This window comes from Thalassotalea insulae, from assembly GCF_030161395.1.
Lineage (GTDB): Bacteria > Pseudomonadota > Gammaproteobacteria > Enterobacterales > Alteromonadaceae > Thalassotalea_E > Thalassotalea_E insulae.
In genome coordinates, this window is the sequence record NZ_BSST01000001.1 from 3262605 (window position 1) to 3282751 (window position 20147).

The 20147-nt window shown below is 40.4% G+C and carries 19 protein-coding genes; 10 read left to right on the forward strand and 9 right to left on the reverse strand.

All coding sequences use genetic code 11. The features are described from left to right. Positions 1–89 precede the first annotated feature (89 nt). Both srmB and fldB read right to left on the reverse strand, forming a co-directional pair. On the reverse strand, positions 90–1325 hold the full coding sequence (gene srmB / locus QQK06_RS14745) for an ATP-dependent RNA helicase SrmB (RefSeq protein ID WP_284245514.1): 1236 nt from the start codon (positions 1323–1325) through the stop codon (positions 90–92). Positions 1326–1431: 106 nt separating this feature from the next. Continuing rightward, the gene (fldB, locus tag QQK06_RS14750) at positions 1432–1956 is read right to left on the reverse strand and encodes a flavodoxin FldB (RefSeq protein ID WP_284245515.1); all 525 of its coding nucleotides are present in this window, start codon (positions 1954–1956) and stop codon (positions 1432–1434) included. Between the two features lie 385 nt (positions 1957–2341). Here fldB and dsbC point away from each other — a divergent pair, with 385 nt between their 5' ends. The 4 genes from dsbC (at position 2342) to lysS (ending at position 7725) form a co-directional block, all read left to right on the forward strand. Next, positions 2342–3106, forward strand: coding sequence for a bifunctional protein-disulfide isomerase/oxidoreductase DsbC (dsbC, locus tag QQK06_RS14755; RefSeq protein WP_284245516.1), 765 nt, complete (start codon positions 2342–2344; stop codon positions 3104–3106). A gap of 36 nt (positions 3107–3142) precedes the next feature. Then, the gene (recJ, locus tag QQK06_RS14760) at positions 3143–4867 is read left to right on the forward strand and encodes a single-stranded-DNA-specific exonuclease RecJ (RefSeq protein ID WP_284245517.1); all 1725 of its coding nucleotides are present in this window, start codon (positions 3143–3145) and stop codon (positions 4865–4867) included. 128 nt (positions 4868–4995) lie between these two features. Next, positions 4996–6094 (forward strand): peptide chain release factor 2 gene (gene prfB, locus QQK06_RS14765; RefSeq protein WP_284245518.1). Its coding sequence is split into 2 segments (ribosomal slippage): positions 4996–5070 and positions 5072–6094, totalling 1098 coding nucleotides; the frame shifts between segments, so codons are not numbered across the junction. 92 nt (positions 6095–6186) lie between these two features. Then, positions 6187–7725: a lysine--tRNA ligase gene (gene lysS, locus QQK06_RS14770; protein WP_284245519.1), complete on the forward strand. Its 1539-nt coding sequence runs from the start codon at positions 6187–6189 to the stop codon at positions 7723–7725. A 58-nt stretch (positions 7726–7783) separates the two neighbouring features. On the opposite strand, the gene QQK06_RS14775 is transcribed toward lysS, so the two are convergent. Beyond that, entirely contained in the window at positions 7784–8356 is a 573-nt protein-coding gene (locus QQK06_RS14775) for a hypothetical protein (RefSeq protein WP_284245520.1), read from the reverse strand. Between the two features lie 6 nt (positions 8357–8362). Beyond that, entirely contained in the window at positions 8363–9580 is a 1218-nt protein-coding gene (locus QQK06_RS14780) for a DUF3667 domain-containing protein (protein WP_284245521.1), read from the reverse strand. Between the two features lie 179 nt (positions 9581–9759). Between QQK06_RS14780 and QQK06_RS14785 the strand changes: the two genes are divergently transcribed. Continuing rightward, the gene (locus tag QQK06_RS14785; RefSeq protein WP_284245522.1) at positions 9760–10305 is read left to right on the forward strand and encodes a YkvA family protein; all 546 of its coding nucleotides are present in this window, start codon (positions 9760–9762) and stop codon (positions 10303–10305) included. 577 nt (positions 10306–10882) lie between these two features. On the opposite strand, the gene QQK06_RS14790 is transcribed toward QQK06_RS14785, so the two are convergent. The 5 genes from QQK06_RS14790 to QQK06_RS14810 form a co-directional block, all read right to left on the reverse strand. Further along, positions 10883–12475 carry an AmpG family muropeptide MFS transporter gene (locus QQK06_RS14790; protein WP_284245523.1) on the reverse strand — a complete coding sequence of 531 codons (1593 nt, stop codon included), beginning with the start codon at positions 12473–12475 and terminating at the stop codon, positions 10883–10885. A 102-nt stretch (positions 12476–12577) separates the two neighbouring features. Then, positions 12578–12907 carry a hypothetical protein gene (locus QQK06_RS14795; RefSeq protein ID WP_284245524.1) on the reverse strand — a complete coding sequence of 110 codons (330 nt, stop codon included), beginning with the start codon at positions 12905–12907 and terminating at the stop codon, positions 12578–12580. A gap of 227 nt (positions 12908–13134) precedes the next feature. Further along, entirely contained in the window at positions 13135–13719 is a 585-nt protein-coding gene (locus QQK06_RS14800; RefSeq protein ID WP_284245525.1) for a peptidylprolyl isomerase, read from the reverse strand. A 22-nt stretch (positions 13720–13741) separates the two neighbouring features. After that, a complete protein-coding gene (locus QQK06_RS14805) occupies positions 13742–14335 on the reverse strand; it encodes a YajG family lipoprotein (protein ID WP_284245526.1) in 594 nt (197 codons plus the stop codon). Next, positions 14332–15489: a methyltransferase gene (locus tag QQK06_RS14810; RefSeq protein WP_284245527.1), complete on the reverse strand. Its 1158-nt coding sequence runs from the start codon at positions 15487–15489 to the stop codon at positions 14332–14334. The genes QQK06_RS14805 and QQK06_RS14810 overlap by 4 nt, the downstream gene beginning before the upstream one ends. Positions 15490–15603: 114 nt before the next feature. On the opposite strand from QQK06_RS14810, the gene QQK06_RS14815 reads away from it, so the two are divergent. The 5 genes from QQK06_RS14815 (at position 15604) to QQK06_RS14835 (ending at position 20001) form a co-directional block, all read left to right on the forward strand. After that, positions 15604–16149, forward strand: coding sequence for an alpha-ketoglutarate-dependent dioxygenase AlkB family protein (locus QQK06_RS14815; RefSeq protein WP_284245529.1), 546 nt, complete (start codon positions 15604–15606; stop codon positions 16147–16149). A 305-nt stretch (positions 16150–16454) separates the two neighbouring features. Beyond that, positions 16455–16778: a BolA family protein gene (locus QQK06_RS14820; protein ID WP_284245530.1), complete on the forward strand. Its 324-nt coding sequence runs from the start codon at positions 16455–16457 to the stop codon at positions 16776–16778. Between the two features lie 152 nt (positions 16779–16930). Next, entirely contained in the window at positions 16931–17473 is a 543-nt protein-coding gene (locus tag QQK06_RS14825) for a TRAP transporter small permease subunit (protein WP_284245531.1), read from the forward strand. After that, positions 17473–18858 carry a TRAP transporter large permease gene (locus QQK06_RS14830; protein WP_284245533.1) on the forward strand — a complete coding sequence of 462 codons (1386 nt, stop codon included), beginning with the start codon at positions 17473–17475 and terminating at the stop codon, positions 18856–18858. The genes QQK06_RS14825 and QQK06_RS14830 overlap by 1 nt, the downstream gene beginning before the upstream one ends. 48 nt (positions 18859–18906) lie before the next feature. Then, positions 18907–20001: a TRAP transporter substrate-binding protein gene (locus QQK06_RS14835; RefSeq protein ID WP_284245535.1), complete on the forward strand. Its 1095-nt coding sequence runs from the start codon at positions 18907–18909 to the stop codon at positions 19999–20001. Positions 20002–20147: the final 146 nt, after the last annotated feature.

A 20147-nucleotide genomic window follows, 5' to 3' on the forward strand; every position in this document is an offset into this window, starting at 1 on the left:
CTAATTTAAGCTAAAGAATAATCGTGGTGGAATAGCTAAACGCCTGAACATGCGAGCATTCAGGCGTTTTTATTACGATAGTGAGCTTGTTATTTTTTCTTTCTTTTCGCCTGTTTTTTCGCTTTTGCTTTTTTCTGTGCGGTGGATTTTTTCACCTTCGGCTTTTTCAATGCGATTCGTGCTTCTTTATATTTCGGGCGAAGTTCTTCAATGATACGACGTGGTAAACGCTCAGTCATATAGCGTTCTATTTTTCCTATCACAGCCATATCGTGGGCTTCAACTAGAGAAATAGCGGTACCTTTGTTGCCGGCACGACCCGTTCGACCAATGCGGTGTATATAAATATCGGCTTTTCGCGGCATATCAAAATTAATGACGTGAGTGATATCGTCGATGTCGAGCCCTCTTGCTGCGACATCTGTTGCTACTAAGACATTAACATCAGCTTTGCGTAATCTGTCTACGGCACTATTACGTTTATCTTGTGGCATATTGCCTTCAAGCCAGGCACAAGGAAGTTCTTCAGCGTATAGCTTGCCTGAAAGGTATTGTACCGTTTCGCGTTTGTTGGCAAATACTACCGCCCGTTTGACATCATCTTGCTTAAGTAAATGCGCCAGTAATTTAAATTTATGATCTTTATCGTCGGCTAAATGGATCCATTGGTGAATTTTAGCTTTCTCTTTACGTGATGGATTCGCTTCCAAATAAATAGGTTCGTTTAAAATCTCCTTAGCAAATTTTAATACATGTGAACCTTCTAACGTAGCAGAAAATAATAAGGTTTGTTTGCGCCACCTAGCTTCGCCAATGATGCGATTGATGGTTTCGGCAAATCCCATATCCAACATACGATCTGCTTCATCGAGTACCAGTATTTCTATTTCTCTGGCATCAAACTGTTCATTTTCAATATATTCGAGTAAGCGTCCTGGTGTGGCGATCAGCATATCGGTGGTTTCGGTTAAGATCTCTTTGTGACTGCCGTAATTAACGCCACCGGTGATCACGCCGGTTTTGATATTAGTAAGCTCAGTGAGCTTTTCACTTTGTTCACTGATTTGCAGTGCTAGCTCGCGGGTTGGAGATAAAACCAATACTCGAGGGAATCCCGGCTTAGTGCGAGGATAATCGAGCAAATGCTGAGCTGCCGGTAACAAAAATGCAGCGGTTTTTCCGGTACCTGTTGGAGCAGAAGCTAATACGTCTTTACCTGCCATGGCTTCAGGTATGACTAATGACTGGATTGAAGTTGGTTTTTTAAAACCGATATTATTAATGCCGCCAAGAAGGGCTGAATCTAGATCAAACTGCTCAAACATAGTGATGGTTGCTCGAATTAAAGGTGTGCAGATTATAGAGCTAAAGTGGTGAATTACCTAGAGCTGCATGAAAAAAGCTACACGAAAAAAGTAAAAAATTGTCTGTTTAATGTTCTAATAACTCAGCAATTTCTTGCTGAAGTTGTTGACACCAGTTCGTGATACGCTGATCGCTTAAGTCATATTGATTATCTTCATCAAGGGCCAAGCCAACAAAATGGGATTTATCATCGGTTAGTGCTTTCGATGCTGCGAATTCATAACCTTGAATGGGCCAATAGCCAATAACATAACCACCTTGCGCTATCACTTGCTGATGCAGCATGCCTAGGGCATCTTGAAACCATTCGCTATAGCCAATTTGATCTCCCATACCATATAGAGCAACGACTTTGCCTTCAAGATTTAAGTCACTGATCTCTGCCCAGTGGCTTTCCCAGTCTTCTTGAAGTTCGCCATAGTCCCAGGTCGAGATACCCAAAATAAGTAAATCAAATTGCTGACATTGCTCAAGTGCTACGTCTTTAATATTATGTAACTGAACGACATCGCAATCAAAGTGTGCCTGAATTTTTTCTGCGGCAATTTCGGTATAACAGGTGGTTGAGCCGTAAAATAGGCCAATTTTCATTTAGTTAACCTAAGTAAATCAATTTGGGGTGAAAAATTGGCGCAAGTTTAGCAGAAATCGCGCTTGTTTAGCCAGTGATTGATCTAGGGACAGTTGATCTTTGCTGTTTTAATTTAGTTGAACCCATAGGGCAGCAGCTATTTGGCATTTTTACTGTGTTATCGCTTGATTTGAGTAAAATAACTACACTTGGCAAGTGCTGCCTTGTATAAATAGCAAATAAATTACTGCAAAAACAAACTTGAAAGATCAACAGCCCCTAGAGAGATAGGTTAGTAACATTGCTTTTTTAATTGTTTACCTGTAATTTTGTCGCCATTAATGAGGTCTTCTTTATCAAATAACGGTTTATTTTAATAATCCCACTGAGTGACTAGGTATTTACATGTTTAAAAATTTTATTGCTGGCTTTTTTATTGTTCTTTTAACGGTGTCTTCGGCGTATGCCAGTGAAAAAACTGAGTTATCTGCGCAAGTGAAAAAGCAGTTAATGACCCGTTTATCTGATAGTTTAGGGTTAGAAATCATTACTGTTAAAGCTTCGCCATTTCCGGCATTAATTGAGGTGGTGACTAATCAGGGAATGTTTTATGCCAGTGCTGATGGTAAATTTTTAGTCAATGGTAAGTTATATGGTTTAGCTGGCGACAATGTTGTTAATCATACCGAAGAAAGTTTGGCTCAGGTGCGCGTCGATGGTATGAAACAGTTTGAAAAAGATATGATTGTTTACCCTGCCAGTGAAGAAAAATATGTAATTACTGTCTTTACTGATATTACATGTGGGTATTGTCGTAAGTTACATAAAGAAATGGATAAGTTAAATGAGCATGGTATTACCGTGCGTTATCTGGCATATCCTCGTGCAGGGGTTAAAGACCAGTTTGGTCAGTATTCAAAAGGATTTAAAGACTTGCGTTCTATCTGGTGTAACGAACAGCCTAATGAAGCGCTAACGAAAGCAAAATTAGGTTCAACGGTTGCCCAGCGTATTTGCGATAAGCCGATTGAAGCAGAGTTTAATTTTGGTCGTCAAATAGGTGTCAGTGGTACGCCGGCAATTATATTTGATAACGGCTTTATGTTACCAGGATACAAAGACCCGGATGCGATCTTAGCCATCATCAAAAACCTGGAAGCGAATAGCTAAGCTTTTGAGCATTAGTTGAACAAGATTTAGCTGAACATGGATAAAGTGATTGTTCGTCGTGAACCGCTAGATGATAGTTATTTGCCGGATTCGTTACATCCTGTGATCCGACAAATTTATGCTACCCGAGGTGTTAAAGCTGAGCAGGAACTTGAGCTCAGTGTTAGTCAGCTGCTCGATGTCAGCTGTTTAAAAGGCTTAGACCGTGCTTGTCAGATACTCTATCAAGCAATAGTCAAACAACAATCAATTTTTATCATCGGTGATTTTGATGCCGATGGTGCCACCAGTACTGCGCTGATGATCAGCGCATTATCGAGTTTGGGCAGTCGAAACCATCAATTCTTAGTGCCTAATCGTTTTGAATACGGCTATGGCCTGACATCTGAAATTGTCGAAATTGCGGCAAAACAGGGCGCGGAGCTATTAATTACCGTTGATAATGGTATTAGCTGCATAGCCGGGGTGAAAAAAGCTAAAGAACTTGGTTTAACTGTGATCGTTACTGATCATCACTTACCGGGTGAGGAGTTACCGCCTGCCGATGCCATTGTTAATCCTAATCAACCTGATTGTTATTTTCCCAGCAAAGCATTAGCAGGTGTCGGTGTAGCGTTTTATTTTATGCTGGCGATGCGTAAACATATGCGAGACCAACAGTGGTTTGAGCAACAGCAATTACCGGAGCCAAACATTGCGCAATTGTTAGATTTAGTTGCCTTAGGTACGGTAGCTGATGTGGTGTCTCTAGATGCCAATAACCGAATTTTAGTTGAGCAGGGGCTTAAGCGTATTCGCGCTGGCCATACCCGTCCAGGGATCCAGGCATTAATTGAAGTGGCGGGCAAAAATCAGCAAAGATTAACCGCTGCTGATTTTGGCTTTTCTCTCGGTCCCCGAATTAACGCGGCCGGGCGATTAGATGATATGGCCTATGGTATCAACTGTTTATTGGCGGGGGATTTAATGACTGCCCGGGTAATGGCGGCAGAATTAGATAGCCTAAATAAAACTCGTCGTGAGATTGAACAAGGGATGCAGCAAGAGGCTGAGCTTGTGATGAAGCAGTTGACAGTGTCTGAAACCAGTTTACCTTATGGGCTTGCTTTATATCATCGACAATGGCATCAAGGGGTGATAGGGATTGTCGCTGGCCGATTAAAAGAAAAGTTTCATCGTCCTTGTGTGGTTTTTGCGGCCAATGAAGCGGGGGATGAACTAAAAGGCTCTGCGCGCTCAATTCCCGGCTTGCATATTCGCGATTTACTCGAACATATCGCCAGTCAACACCCAGGGTTGATCATTAAGTTTGGCGGTCATGCTATGGCGGCAGGGTTGTCGATAACGCCGGATGACTTCAAACAGTTTCAGCAGCATTTTGAGTATTATGCCGAGCAGTGGCTTGATAGTGAACTGCTTGAAGGCAAATGTTTTTCTGATGGCGCTTTAGCACTATCTGAAATGAATTTAGCATTCGCTGAATTGTTAAGGGCCAGCGGTCCATGGGGACAAAACTTTGCTGAGCCATTATTTGATGATGAATTTGAATTAATTCAACAGCGGTTGGTGGGAGAAAAACATTTAAAAATGGTGGTGCAAAAACAGGGGCAAGTATTTGATGCTATTGCTTTTAATGTTGATATTAAGCAGTGGCCAAACAGTCAGGCGACCAAGGTTCATCTAGCATATCGGCTTGATATTAACGAATTTCGCGGTAAGCAGAGCTTGCAATTGATAGTGGAAAATCTCCAGCTAAGCTAGCAAAAACATATCCTATATATTTTGCGCATAAAATAGCGAACGTCGAGCATTTATTTGCGCCGGTAATTAAGCTACAATGCGCGACTAATTTTCTTTCATTTTCATCTGTTAAAGGCATTTAATTACTAATGTTTGAAGTTAATCCTGTGTTATTTAAAGTTAAAGAAATTCGCGAACGGGCTCAGTTGCTTCGGGGGTATCTTTGACTACGAGCAAAAAGCAGAGCGTTTAGTTGAAGTTATTCGTGAACTGGAAGTCCCAGAAATTTGGAATGAACCAGAGCGGGCACAGGCATTAGGAAAAGAAAGAGCTAACTTAGAAGCGGTTGTCGAGACTATTCAGACCTTAGAAGCCGGTTGTGATGATATTGACGGCTTAGTGGAGTTGGCGGTTGAAGAACAAGACGAAGAAACCTTTAATGACGCACAGGTAGAAGTGGCGGCATTAGAACAAAGTCTGGAAAAACTGGAATTTCGTCGGATGTTTTCTGGCGAGCAAGATAGCGCAGATTGCTATCTCGATATTCAATCTGGCTCTGGCGGCACCGAAGCACAAGATTGGGCTGAAATGCTGATGCGTATGTACTTACGCTGGGGCGAAGCGCATGGTTTTAAAACCGAAGTCATTGAAGTCAGTGATGGTGATGTTGCCGGTATTAAAGGCTGTACTATCAAATACTCTGGTGATTATGCTTATGGCTGGTTACGCACTGAAACAGGTGTTCATCGTTTAGTGCGTAAATCGCCATTTGATTCAAGTGGTCGTCGTCATACATCTTTTGCCTCGGCATTTATATACCCGGAAATTGATGACAATATTGAGATAGACATTAACCCGGCAGATTTACGTATTGATACCTTCCGTGCCTCGGGCGCTGGTGGTCAGCACGTTAATAAAACCGATTCTGCTATTCGTATTACCCATGTGCCCAGTGGTGCAGTGGTTGCCTGTCAGGCTGATCGTTCGCAACATAAGAATCGTGCAACGGCAATGAAGCTGTTAAAGGCTAAGCTTTATGAGATGGAAATTCAAAAGCAAAACGAAAGTAAGCAACAATTAGAAGATGGTAAATCAGATATTGGCTGGGGCAGCCAGATCCGTTCGTATGTCTTAGATGACAGTCGTATTAAAGACTTACGTACCGGCGTTGAAAACCGCAATACCCAGGCGGTATTAGATGGTGATTTGGATAAATTTATCGAAGCATCATTAAAATCTGGGCTATAAAACTTAACAGGTTAACACCTAACTTAAATAGTGAAACGTTATGCTGGTTAGCAATGACTAGTTAACATTAATTTATTGAGATAATAGATAACATGAGCGAGCAAGCACAAGACGAAAACAAATTGATTGCCGAACGTCGCGGCAAATTAGCGCAAATTCGAGAAAACTGTCCGGCAAACGGCCACCCAAACAAGTTTGATCGAAAACACTATGCGGCTGATTTACAAGCTGCTCATGGTGAAAAAGATAAAGAAACGTTAGAAGCTGAAACCGAACAATACAGCGTTGCTGGCCGTGTTATGGCAAAGCGTGGGCCATTTCTAGTGCTACAGGATATGAGTGGTCGTATCCAAGCCTATGCGGCAAAAGATGTACAAAAAGACATTAAGGCTCGTTGGGGAGTATTAGATATCGGTGACATTATAGGTGTTACAGGTACCTTACATAAATCTGGGAAAGGCGATTTATATGTCAACATGGAAGATTATCAGTTATTGACTAAATCATTACGTCCATTGCCAGAAAAATTCCACGGCTTGCAAGATACTGAAACTAAGTATCGTCAGCGTTATGTTGATTTGATCATTAATGAAGAAACTCGTAATACCTTTAAAATACGTTCAAAAATTGTTGATGGTATCCGCAAATTTTTGACTGAACGTGACTTTATGGAAGTGGAAACGCCAATGTTGCAAACCATTCCTGGTGGGGCAACGGCAAAACCTTTTACCACGTTTCATAACGCATTAGATATTGAAATGTTTATGCGTATTGCACCTGAGCTATATTTAAAGCGTCTGGTTGTTGGTGGTTTCGAGCGAGTGTTTGAGATTAATCGTAACTTCCGTAACGAAGGCTTATCGACCCGTCATAACCCTGAATTTACTATGATCGAGTTCTATCAGGCCTACGCTGATTATCATGATTTGATGAATCTGACCGAAGATATGCTGCGCACTTTGGCTGAAGATGTAATGGGTACACCGGTGATCCGCAATACAGTGAAAAACGCAGAAGGCGAAGTGTTAGAAGAAAAGTACTATGATTTTGGCAAGCCGTTTGAGCGTTTATCTATGGTCGATGCGATTTTAAAACATGCCCCGCATTTAGATGAAGCGCCGCTGCGCGATCCTGAAGCCAACTTTGATGCCATTAAAGCCATGGCAAAACAAGTTGGTGTAAAAGAAGGGGATGCGTCAAAGGTATGGGGGCCAGGTAAATATATCTGTGAAATCTTTGAAGAAGTGGCTGAACACAAGTTAGATCAACCAACTTTTATCACGGAGTATCCGTGGGAAGTGTCACCACTTGCACGTCGTAATGATGACAACCCGTTTATCACCGACCGCTTTGAATTTTTCGTCGGTGGCCGTGAATTAGCCAATGGTTTCTCCGAGCTTAACGATGCTGAAGATCAGGCTGCGCGTTTTCGTAAGCAAGTGGAAGAAAAAGATGCCGGTGATGATGAAGCAATGCATTTTGACGAAGATTACATTCGTGCATTAGAGCATGGCTTACCACCAACGGCTGGTGAGGGCATAGGTATCGACCGTTTGGTCATGTTATTTACCGATTCACCAACGATTAAAGATGTGATCTTATTTCCGCATATGCGACCATTGGCGGAATAAGTGCGATTGATTTGAAAAGGCCGAGCATATCGGCCTTTTTTTTGGCTGGCGCATGCGATTATTTATCGATAGTGACGCGCCAGTTACGTTTTACCTGTGTAAGCTTTTCGGTAAATACCATTTCAACTTCCCAATAGAAGTGCCTATCTCCTTTATTTTCACTGGCTTTGGAATCTTCGGGAACGGTGAATTCAAAATTAAGCCAGGTGCATTCTTCTTCATAGCTCGGGAGACAAGTCGTCGTTAATTGACGGATTCTTTTCCATTTTTTTCTTTTGCTTCGACCATCGTAGTAAATGTTGTTCAGTGTTAATTGCTTAACTTTTGTGAAGTGTTGTTGAGGGACTTTGATTTTTCCGCTAAGTATTTGACCAATAATAGGCCTTTTAGTGTTTAGATAAAGAGGTGTATCACCTAGTGCCTGATGTTTTTTATGATGGCTATTTGCCAAAACGAAAAATAACAGGATAAAGACTAAGAAGAAACCGCGTGCCAGCCATAGACCACTTGATGTACTGCCTGAACCGGTGAAGCTTAGGAGTAAAAATAATACTAAGAAGATAGCGATAATGCTAAACGCTTTGCCATCTTTCTTTTGTTGGCAGTTAATTTTATCTATCGGTTCATTCATTATGTGTTATAGCGTCATTGCACCCCAGACAAAAGCAATTAATCCGGTAAATACAATAAGGAGTAAATACAGTGAGCTGGTGATTAAATATTTCACTACAGTTACCAAATGACTTTGCTGATATATACGCTTTTGCATCAGGTATAAGTAAGCTGGCAGCCAGATCATCAGTCCTACATTGATATATTCCAGAGCATAGAAATTTACTTTTTCGCTTAATACTGATAGCAATTCGATAATAAGAATCGATAAGAAAATAAAGCTGTGGCTGTGCAGGGCTACTGTCAGATGTTCTAAATATAGGCGATTGGAAAATAGATAGAGTATTTTTAATAGCAGTGCAAACACAGGCAAGAGTACGAACATTAATTGCGGCGCTTTATCTAGCGCTAGAGTTAATAACTTTTTAGGGTCTTCTACCAGTTGATTTCTGACTTTGCTCTCGAAGGTTTTTGCATATTGGTCGAATTTTTTATTAGCTTCAGGTGATAAAAATGGCAAAGACATCTTACCTTCTATACTATTGCTGATGCTAAAATCCGTTAATTCCGCATCGATATTAACACCTGATTTCGCTTTTTCCAGTTGCGCTTTAAGTGCTTCGACTTTTTGATAATCTACGTCGTTTAATGTTGCATTTTGTTCCAGCTCTTTTAATGTTAACTCGGCGAGCTGGTTGGTTAAATCGCGCACCATGTATTTATTACTGACGGTTAAATCTGCCAGCAGTGTTTCTAATTTTTCGATAACAAGTTGATTTTTTGTTACCGCTGCTGGATCGGTTGATAACGCTTTGATTTTATTCTCTAGTGCTTGTTGGGTCTGGTGATGAACTTTGGCATTAACCAGGTTTTGTGAGCCAACGTTTGTAAATAGTTTTAACGATAAGAAGAAAATGATGCTGACAAATAAGTACAGCCTAAGTGGTGGTACGTATTGGACTCTATGTCCTAAAAAATATTGTTGAGTTAAAAAACCAGGTTTAGATAACAGTGGTACTAAGGTACGACTGGCACGAGAATCAAAACTGAAAATATCATCAAGTAGGTGTAATACCACAGTCCAAAAATATTTTAAGGTTGATTCAACTTCCTGCCCACATTGCGCACAATACGCGCCAGTGACTTCGGCATAACAGTTTTCACAAGTTTTTTTATCACTGTTTTCTGATTTTATCGGTTGATGTGGTTCAGTGTTATTACGGGGGGAGAGTTTATTGCTCATATTGGCAAAAGCTACCTTAGTTTTTCTTATAAATTACAATATAACAGTGCAATACAGGTTAACTGACATTAATAATTTAAATAATATGATAAAAATGTGCTTAACAATAGTGTTGTCTTGAGAATGTTCTGTTAAATTTAACAGTGAGCATTATGCAAGCCAATTCTAGGAGAATAATAATGGCATTTGAAGTTACCTTTGAATTAAAAGAATCCGATTTGGAACATTTTCGTGATGTGATGCGAAAAGCGCAATCTGGTGCAGAAAAGTTAAGTGAACAAGAAATTTTAGCTAACGCTAAAAACTTAAGTAAAGACATTAAAGTTGAAGTGCCTGCCTTTGTCAGTGAACGTATTGAAAAGTTGAATACCTTAGTGGCAATGATAGAAGACAGTGAGTGGCAGATACCTGATGAGGAACGTTCAGATGTGTTAAGTGCTTTAGCTTATTTTAGCGATCCACAGGATCTGGTACCAGATCATATTCCGGTATTAGGCTTTTTAGATGATGCTATTATGATTGAATTAGTGGCGGAAGAATTAAAAGATGATATCGAAGCTTTTAGCGAGTTTTGTGCCTATCGAGAGCGAGAAGAAGGCCGTGCCGGCGATGCCACTATTACCCGTGATGAGTGGTTAGGCGCTAAGCGTCGTGAACTGCATAGCCGTATGCGCAACCGCAGAAGCAGCCGTCGTAGTGGCTCATCATTCAGATCGATTTTTTAATTTAATTATTTAACCTAAGGTTATTTAGTTATGAAAAAGCCAGTGATTTTTGTTGCTGGCTTTTTAATGAGTAACAAATAGCATAAGGACAAAGAATGCAATGATGATGGCATTAAATGCTAAAATATAAATAAATCCTTTGAGGCCATCGCTGAGGTTAAAACCTTTACTATCAAGGTACCACCACCAAATCCCACACATTAATATAGGCATAAGAAAGAAGAATCGGATCATAAGAATACAATAATATTAACTGTTTCAATATCATAGATTAGATTTTCTGGAACTGCTAGTACTAAATGTTACTCAAAAAAAGCAGTTAAAAAATAATCATTAAGCTTATTTGCTTGAGAACATATCACATGCTGCAATTCGCTCAACATTAGATCACGTCCATGGTGGTTTATTTAAAGTGCCGCGATAAACTTGGCGATTAATGCTGAAACGAAAGCACAAATAGATTTATTAACCAATAACTGTTGTCAGGCTTTTCAGGGGGATTATTACAGTCGGCCAATGAATGCCCAAGAGCAGAGTTACAGCAATTTGAAAGCTTCTGTCCAACTACTTGACGGTGTTAGTTGCTTTGCTGTTCGATTAAGGCATTGAGCGGTTTTCTGATCGAATATAAAAACAGCAAACTTGGGATCACCATCACGGATGTTAGAACAAAAAACAGTGCCCAGTTTCCGTCAAGCCAGTCTACGATAATGCCAGAATATGAGCCTAACATTACTCGACCAAAGGTACCTAAAGACGCCATTAATGCATACTGACTGGCGGTAAAGCTTTTATTACACAGTACTGAAAGTAATGCAACAAAGGCAACCGAACCCCAAGCAGATGTGAATCCATCGACAAAGACCGTACAGGCAAAAAGCAATTTATTGGGGCCAACAATTGCCATAACAGAAAATAGCAAGTTACTGGCCGACATGGCAATGCCGCCGATAAACAAGCCTTTTAGTATGCCGTAGTGGATAGTAAAAACGCTACCAATTAAAGAAAATACGATCGTGGTTGCCCAATGGATCATTTTGGAATAATAAGCAATGTCTTCGTTGGAAAACCCTACTTCTCGGTAAAAAACGATCGACATGCGGCCTAAATACGCTTCGCCGAGTTTGAATAGGAAAATAAACATTAAGATTGAAATGGCTAAGCGGGTACCATTTCGATCAAAAAACTCCTGAATTGGCGCTACTAAGGTCGTTAATAACCACGCCACCAATTTTTCTAGGTTAGAATTGCTTCGCTGGATTTTAGGTCCGTCATGTTGATTAATATAGCGATTTAATCGAGAAAGTTGTTGGCTAAATAGCACTAACAATGTGGCAACAAATACTGTGATCACAGTAAACTGATAGTTAGCCGAAATTAATTCGTGTGGCCAGCCAGGGTAGCCAATATTGGCATAAATAATACTGACAAAAATTATCGGCAGTATGACTAATATGGTTATTGAGCGCGCACCAAAGTGTGGTAATACGCTAAGATAATTTTTTTCGATAGCATTAAGGGTAACATCCCTTGTACTTTTGGGCTCGGGCACAACAAAGACCGTGATCATTAATACAGCCATTATCATTGAAAGCACCAGATAAACTTCTGACCATTGCCAGTTAGGTTGACTAACTAAAATAAATGGGATGCTGCCTAAACCAGCATAACCTGTCCACCAGCCAGCAGTTGCCATCGCGGAGCCTGCCGCCATAATATTATTATCCTTGCCGCTTAATGAGTCGATACGATAGGCATCAATGGCAATATCTTGGGTAGCACCACTTAGTGCGATAATTAATCCAAGTGCGGCCATGGCACTAAGCTGCAAGGAAGCGTCTAGTAAACTCAATTGAAAAGCCGTGACGACTATGATGGTTTGTGTGACTAAAATCCAGCTGCGTCTTAGCCCTATACGTTGAGTAATAAATGCGATTTTGACCCGATCGGCAAGCGGTGACCACAGAAAGTTAATGCTATAGGCGACAAAGATCAGACCAAATAACCCAATACTTGAACGGCTCAGACCATCGTCTTTGAGCCATCCTGTCATTGCTGAGCCGATCATCACCCAAGGAAAACCACTGGCAACACCAAAAAAGAAAATGGTGAGCAGGCGTTTATCTTTAAAGTAGCTAAGGGTTTGTGTGAATGTATGGCGTGCTGACATTTAATTATTAGTCGTTTTTGAACAAAGAGTTAATCGCGTTAGGTTATCAGAGTCATCCCTGCTAAAGAAGTCTTTTATTGGTTTATGCCTTTGGCTTTAGGATCAGGCAATAGGCCGCCAGCCAATACAATCGATAGGGTAGCTGCCTATACCGTTAAAAAAGTCGAGGCAGGTGGTGATCTCGGTACGAAAGTACAGATTTGAGTTAAGTGATTGACTGCCGTGTAAACTAAGTTCATGCATGACATGCCAAAATACTCGTTCTTTCGCACTGCCAGGAGTTTCATCAATAACATTGAGTAAGGTCCACTCTTCCATAGTGTTGCTAACAAATTGGTCGAGTTCAGTGTAATGGAGGGCTTTATTTAACACCGCTTTAATATACGCGCTGGTTTGCAAAATTTTCTCATTGATAAACTGCTCAATTATCATTTACTTACCCCAAATTAACGCCATAAAAGAGAAAAAGGATCTAGATAAGATCTCGGTGAGCAATGTCTGATGAGTATTATTCTACGCGTTTGCTGCACTACCTTACTTATCGTAGATAAATGTTATTTTGTCAAAGCGATAAATGTTTTTTTCTGTAAGCTTATGTAAAGTAATTGAAAATTAAAGCAACCTCTTATTGGTGATCGATTACCAGTAGGGGAGATGAACTAGGGCGCGGGTAATAAAGTGGCTTTAACTAACAGCACAGGTTCAAGTGGTACGTCTTCCCAACCCATTACATCACTGTAATCGGTTTTTACCTTTGCCATCGCTTCTAATACTTCTTCTCCTTCAATAACCGAACCAAATACCGCGTAACCCCAGTTTCTTCCCGGGTCTAAATTACTGTTGTCATTGACGTTAAAAAAGAATTGACGATTAGCACTGTGGGGATGGCGCTCTTTGGCCATGGCAATGGTGCCAAATTCGTTTTTTAAACCATTACCGGATTCATTAACTATATCTTCATTGACTTTTTTCATTGTAAAGTCAGCATCATAGCCGCCCCCTTGAACTATAAAGTTTTGAATGATGCGATGAAAAATAGTGTTGTTATACTCACCATTAACTACGTAGGTGAGAAAATTATCTACCGTGAGCGGGGCTTTGACTTTATCCAGTTCTACAATGATCACCCCCATTGATGTTTCTAATTTTACCTGAGGGTATAGGTTGTCTGGATCTATCGTGGTATTTTCTGCCAACGCAGACATTGTTAAGCATAGGCTCAACAGCACACTAATGAATTTCATCCTTGCTCCTTAAAGTCTCTAGTTATCGTAAAAACTGTTTGATTTGTGAATCGCTGGCAATTTGTACCAATAACTTGGCTAGTTGTTGATTAAAATCGCGCTCTAATACTGCGAGATCGGCTTTTAATGGACCTTCACTATTCATCTTACTATTATAAGTTTTTGTTAACACTTGATCGCCAGACTGGACCTTTGCCGTTAGCGTAATTTGTCCCTTGGTAGTGTATTTGAGTAGAGCTTGTTGTACGGTAATTTCTGCATTGTTAATAATCAGGGTGATGTGATTATCGGTTGCTGGGCTGATAGTGAGGCCGTGCTGAGTTAACGCCTCACTAAAATGCTGGTTAACAACTTGGCTGATATTACTGGCACTATTAATTAGTTGGGCAGCAGCGTCCGGTTGCAGGATTTCAATGATATGAATTTTATTACGCAGATCGTTAACGCTAACTTGCGCTAATTTGTTAGCAAGTAAGTTACTTTTATTGAGCATTAACTGAGGGGCAAGTACCATTTGTTTCGGAGCACTGGCGCAACCAGTGATTAAACTAGTGGTTAATAACAGGCTAAAGACCAGTGAATTAGCGGGTAGTAAATATTTAACATTTAATTTCATCGTTTTATCGCCGAAAGTATGACAAATTTTTTGTTACTGGCAATGAGTTTGCAATTGCCAAAGATACGTTTAAGTTTGATATGGTAGCCAAGTTGGCGGTTGCCAACAATACGTAATTCACCGCCTTTTTTTAACACCTTAAAGCTATCGTTAAACATTTGCCAGGCAATATGGTCGGTCGTTGCGTTTTGCTGATGAAACGGCGGGTTGCATAACACTATATCGACGTTATTTTCTTCGATATTGGTAAGGCAATCATCAACGCTAAACTGACAATGTTTAAAACTGTCTGGGAAATTGTGTTCTACGTTTTCTTTGGCTGATTGCACTGCCATATAGGATTCATCAACAAAATGTATCTGGCATTGTGGCGCAGTGTTAAGCACAGATAAACCGATAACACCGTTGCCACAACCCAGATCGATGATCTTTTTTGATGAGTCCGCGCTGAGTGTTGGCAGGTGATCAATAAATACTCGGGCACCAATGTCGAGTTTATCCCTGGCAAAGACATTGGCATAGTTAGTAATATCGAGTGAGTTTTGCTCGAGTAACCAGTGTTTGGTTTGACTAAATTGCTGCTCGTTAGCGGCTTGAACTTTATTATCAAGCTGGCAAAAGACCAGTCGCGCTTTTTTCACTGCTAGCGAGGTAGTGGTTGTGCCGAGATAGCTTGCAAAAACTTTAAGGGTTGAGCTTTGAATATTTTTCGCTTTATCTGCGGCAATAAAAATAGTGTTAGCGCTGACAACTTGCCGAAGCTGAGCTAATTGTTCTTTTAATAAGCTATTGCTTTTCGGTATTTTATAAAGCACCAAATCGGGTTCAGCTGGTAGTTTATCTAAACTGCTTAGTAGCTTAACTTCGTCGAGTGATAAATGATTTTGCTCGGCATTATGCTTAAGCCCTTGGTGGCTGATAAAAGAATCGGAAATTGCAAATACCCTATGCTCGGTCAAATTGAGGCTCAGAGCGCCAAAGTTATCATTAAAGACCAAGATCGTTAGCTTGCTGTTAAGTAATGCTTGTTCAGATAAATAATTGACCAGGTATTCATCGGCCGCATCCCATGCCTGCAAACTACGGTTAACCTGATAAGTAGGGTAACGCTCAAGGTAGAGATTTTTATCGTGAACCAGAAAAGGGCTGAGCATAGTGTGTTGAGTCTATTTGATAGCTAGATGATAGGGCGCTATTGTGCCAAAATTAATATCTGGACACTAGTCATTTAAGGAGTTGCTATTAATATTCAGTTAGCCGATGCGGATGTGCAGTATTATCCTAATTTTATTCCTTACAGTGAAAGTTTAGTGCTGGCACGGCAGTTATTTACCGAACTGAGCTGGCGAGAAGATCAGTTATTGATGTTTGGCAAATATGTTAATGTGCCTCGTTTACAAGCTTGGTATGCTAAAGATGCGCAAAGTTATAGTTATTCAAAATTAGCGTTAGCTGCCTTGCCGTTAACCCCAGGTTTAACAAAGTTAAATAATCAGTTGCGTACATTTTGTCAGCATGGTTTTAATAGTGTATTGGCAAATTGTTATCGCGATCACAATGATTCTGTTGCTTGGCATAGCGATGATGAGCCTGAACTGGGCCCTGAACCTATGATTGCCTCGTTGTCGTTCGGCGCTGAGCGGGTCTTTCATTTAAAGCACAAAGCTACTGGTGAAAAATGTAAAATACCTTTACAATCCGGCAGCTTATTAGTGATGGCTGGTCAAACCCAACACCAATGGCAACATGCTATTTTGAAAACTAAACGTCAAACCGCGATGCGTATTAACCTGACGTTTCGTAAAATTTATTGAAATTTATTTTAGTATTTCAGCCATAGGTTTAGCACCAAATTAGGTAAAATAGACGTCTAGACAGATGGCAGATTAAAGCAAAATTACTAAGCTTATATAAGAGCGTGTTGAACTTTACTGTTTAGCTTAAACCCTTTGGGTAGCATATGTTTGGCATTTCTACTGTATTATCGCTTGATTTGAGTAGAATAACTACACGGCACAAACGATGCTTTGTATAAATACCAAATAAATTGTTGCAAAAATAAACTTAAAAGTTCAACACGCTCTCACGAACATGAAGAACACTTACTAGGGAATAACCAATGAGTATAGAAGCTGCTATTGAACAAAAATTATTATCTGCATTTTCGCCATTACACTTGGATGTGATTAATGAAAGCCATCAACATAATGTAGCACCTGGTAGTGAATCACACTTTAAAGTGATTATAGTTTCTAAAGATTTCGAAGGTGAACGTTTGATCAAGCGTCATCGTGCGGTCAATGCAACACTTTCTGAAGAATTATCTCAAAAAATTCATGCGCTTGCGTTACATACCTATACAGAAAAAGAGTGGCATGATTACTATGAAGACAACACTCCTTTATCGCCTAAATGCTTAGGTGGCAGTAGAAAAAGCGCTTAATTAGCGCAATATGCTCACGGGTAAGCCAATTCGTTTGGTGCTTGCCTGTGGCGCTCATAGTAGAAGATTTTTTGCGATAACCGTTTCTTTGTCAAAGATATTCTGTTATTGATCTAGCTCTTAACGACAAAAATAATAAATTGGGATGTTAGATGTTCACTCAATGGTTAACTTTGACCATTTCCGCAATAGATAAATTCACTGAACACACTGGTAAATTAATCGCATGGCTGACGTTGGCTATGGTGTTGCTTAGCTTTGCTATTGTGGTTTTACGTTATGGTTTTAATCTTGGTTGGGTCGCGATGCAGGAATCCGTGCTTTATTTTCATGGCATGGTGTTTATGCTTGGTGCCGCATACACTTTAAAAGCCGATGGTCATGTTCGGGTCGATATTTTTTATCACAAGTTTTCTTTAAAACAACAAGCACTGGTGAATATATTTGGTGGTATCTTTATGTTGTTACCTGTGTGTATCAGTATTTTTATCATCAGTTTTGATTATGTTATGACCTCCTGGCGTATTATGGAGCAATCGGCGGAGGCTGGTGGCTTGCCATTTGTCTATATCAATAAATCACTTATTTTATTATTAGCTGTCACGTTAACTCTGCAGGGAATCGCTGAAATATGCCGTAATATTCTACGGCTTAATATTGGCGATGCTAATTCCATCGCTGGGGGGCAGAGATAATGGAATATCTTGCGTTATTAATGTTTGTCGTTGTTTGTGGCGTGTTATTGTTGGGGTATCCGGTAGCGCTAACGCTAGCTGGCACGGCATTATTATTTGCTGGTGTTGGTAGCGTTTTTGGTATTTTTGAGCCGAGCTTTTTAAATGCCTTGCCCAGTAGAATCTATGGCGTGATCAATAATCAAACCTTATTAGCGGTACCATTATTTGTTTTTATGGGCGCTATGCTGGAACGTTCAAAAATCGCTGAAAATTTGCTTAATGCGATGTCAATTTTACTCGGGCGCTTTCGTGGAGGCTTAGGTATTTCTGTCACTTTAGTGGGGATGCTACTGGCGGCAAGCACCGGAATTGTTGGTGCGACAGTTGTCACTATGGGATTGCTTTCCTTACCGACCATGTTAAAACGCGGTTATAACCCGCAATTTTCAACTGGTATTATCTGCGCTACTGGTACCTTAGGGCAAATAATTCCACCTTCTATCGCGCTGGTATTATTAGGTGATGTGCTATCGAGTGCTTATCAAAAAGCACAGCTGCAAATGGGGCTTTTTAATCCAGAAACCGTATCCGTTGGCGATCTGTTTGCTGGCGCGGTAATACCTGGATTAGTATTAGTCGCCTTATATACTACTTATTGTTTGTTATATGCGATGTTCAAACCTGAGCAGGTGCCGAGTTTAACGCAAGCTGATATCAATCAGATTCAGCAAGGCCGTTCGAAACTGAGTTTGATGTTTAGTGCATTAGTACCGCCGTTACTGCTGATATTGGTAGTGTTAGGGGCTATTTTGTTAGGCTTTGCTACGCCGACGGAAGCCGCTGGGGTTGGTGCTATGGGAGCTACCTTACTGGCTTTGTATCAGGGAGCGTTATCTAGAGAAAACCTGACTGCGGTGATGGATAGCACAGTTAAAATTACTGCCATGGTGTTTTTAATTTTGATCGGTGCCAGCTTATTTTCTTTAGTGTTTCGTGGTTTTGGCGGCGAAGAATTAGTGCAGGGTTTCTTCCATCAAATGCCAGGCGGTGTAATTGGTGCAACTTTAGTTGTTATGTTAGTTATTTTTTTATTGGGTTTTATTTTAGACTTTATTGAGATCACTTTTGTTGTTGTGCCGATTGTTGCGCCTATTTTATTGGCGATGGGCTTAGATCCAATCTGGCTAGGTATTATGATCGCGATAAATTTACAGACCTCGTTTTTAACACCACCATTTGGTTTTGCGCTGTTTTATTTGCGGGGAGTCGCTGATAAGTCAGTGAAAACATCTTCGATATATCGTGGCGTAGTGCCCTTTATTATCATTCAATTATTGTTATTATTGGCGTTAGCACAATGGCCGAGACTGGTAACCTGGTTGCCTGAAATGATTTACGGTTAGCTATACCAAGCTATTTAGAACAATAAAACACTTTAAATGGATAAAAATATGAAACGTTCATTGATTCAGTTATTGGCAGCACTCAGTTGTTTGACACTGTTGTTGACCGCCTGTGGTAAAGATCAGGCTACAGCCAGCATTAGTGCGCAACCAGTGAAAACATTCCAGTGGAAACTCGTAACCTCATGGCCGAAAAACTTCCCTGGCCTAGGTTTAGGGCCGGAAAAATTCGCTCAATACGTTAATGAAATGAGTGCCGGGCGGTTAACGATAAAGGTTTATGGCGCTGGTGAGTTGGTACCTGGCTTTGAAGTGTTTGATGCGATATCGCAAGGCACAGTACAAATGGGGCACAGCGGCGCTTATTACTGGAAAGGAAAAATGCCGGCCGCACCGATTTTTAGTGCTATTCCGTTTGGTATGACCGCGACAGAATTTAATGCCTGGCTGCATTATGGTGGAGGTCTGGCGTTGTGGCAGGAGCTCTATAAACCGTTTGGTGTTGTACCTATGGCTGGCGGTAATTCGGGGGCGCAATTTGCTGGTTGGTTTAAAAAAGAAATTAACAGCATTGACGATCTCAAAGGGTTAAAAATGCGAATTCCTGGTTTAGGTGGGGAAGTATTAAAACGTGCTGGCGCGATTCCGGTGACCTTAACGGGAGGGGAAATTTTTTCATCTTTGCAAAGTGGGGCTATTGATGCGTCTGAATGGGTTGGTCCATACAATGATCTAGCATTTGGTTTTTATCAGGCGGCAGATTATTATTATTCTTCTGTTTGGCACGAAACCGGCACAAATTTAGAATTTATTATTAATGAAAAAGCACTAAATGAGCTACCCAAAGATTTGCAAAAAATCGTTGAAGTAGCGGCAAAAGCGGTCAATGAAGATATGCTGGATGAATACAATGCCCGTAATAATCAGGCTTTACAAACGCTAATTAATCAACACCAAGTGCAAGTGCGAGAATTTCCAAAGGACGTGTTAGTCGCGTTGAAAGGTTATACTCAAGAAGTGATAGCAGAGCAAGTAGCTGCTGATCCGACATTTGCAAAAATCTGGCAATCTTATAGTGAATTCTTACAGTCTATGCGCCAGTATAATGATTTAACGTTAAAAGCTTATTTTGAAAATAGATAATAAATAGATAGCTATGTGTTAATACACATTTGCACGGTAATTTACACCTAAAAAGAGCAATATCGTATGCTCTTTTTAACTGCTCGTACCTCTTATTTCGCTCAGCGGAGTAAACTATGCGGCAATTTATTAACGACAATGATGTT

Excerpts from the sequence above, each read along its gene's own strand:
- srmB (WP_284245514.1), bottom strand. The coding sequence starts at position 1,325 with ATGTTTGAGCAGTTTGATCTAGATTCAGCCCTTCTTGGCGGCATTAAT.
- fldB (WP_284245515.1), bottom strand. The coding sequence starts at position 1,956 with ATGAAAATTGGCCTATTTTACGGCTCAACCACCTGTTATACCGAAATT.
- dsbC (WP_284245516.1), top strand. The coding sequence starts at position 2,342 with ATGTTTAAAAATTTTATTGCTGGCTTTTTTATTGTTCTTTTAACGGTG.
- recJ (WP_284245517.1), top strand. The coding sequence starts at position 3,143 with ATGGATAAAGTGATTGTTCGTCGTGAACCGCTAGATGATAGTTATTTG.
- lysS (WP_284245519.1), top strand. The coding sequence starts at position 6,187 with ATGAGCGAGCAAGCACAAGACGAAAACAAATTGATTGCCGAACGTCGC.
- QQK06_RS14775 (WP_284245520.1), bottom strand. The coding sequence starts at position 8,356 with ATGAATGAACCGATAGATAAAATTAACTGCCAACAAAAGAAAGATGGC.
- QQK06_RS14780 (WP_284245521.1), bottom strand. The coding sequence starts at position 9,580 with ATGAGCAATAAACTCTCCCCCCGTAATAACACTGAACCACATCAACCG.
- QQK06_RS14785 (WP_284245522.1), top strand. The coding sequence starts at position 9,760 with ATGGCATTTGAAGTTACCTTTGAATTAAAAGAATCCGATTTGGAACAT.
- QQK06_RS14790 (WP_284245523.1), bottom strand. The coding sequence starts at position 12,475 with ATGTCAGCACGCCATACATTCACACAAACCCTTAGCTACTTTAAAGAT.
- QQK06_RS14795 (WP_284245524.1), bottom strand. The coding sequence starts at position 12,907 with ATGATAATTGAGCAGTTTATCAATGAGAAAATTTTGCAAACCAGCGCG.
- QQK06_RS14800 (WP_284245525.1), bottom strand. The coding sequence starts at position 13,719 with ATGAAATTCATTAGTGTGCTGTTGAGCCTATGCTTAACAATGTCTGCG.
- QQK06_RS14805 (WP_284245526.1), bottom strand. The coding sequence starts at position 14,335 with ATGAAATTAAATGTTAAATATTTACTACCCGCTAATTCACTGGTCTTT.
- QQK06_RS14810 (WP_284245527.1), bottom strand. The coding sequence starts at position 15,489 with ATGCTCAGCCCTTTTCTGGTTCACGATAAAAATCTCTACCTTGAGCGT.
- QQK06_RS14820 (WP_284245530.1), top strand. The coding sequence starts at position 16,455 with ATGAGTATAGAAGCTGCTATTGAACAAAAATTATTATCTGCATTTTCG.
- QQK06_RS14825 (WP_284245531.1), top strand. The coding sequence starts at position 16,931 with ATGTTCACTCAATGGTTAACTTTGACCATTTCCGCAATAGATAAATTC.
- QQK06_RS14830 (WP_284245533.1), top strand. The coding sequence starts at position 17,473 with ATGGAATATCTTGCGTTATTAATGTTTGTCGTTGTTTGTGGCGTGTTA.
- QQK06_RS14835 (WP_284245535.1), top strand. The coding sequence starts at position 18,907 with ATGAAACGTTCATTGATTCAGTTATTGGCAGCACTCAGTTGTTTGACA.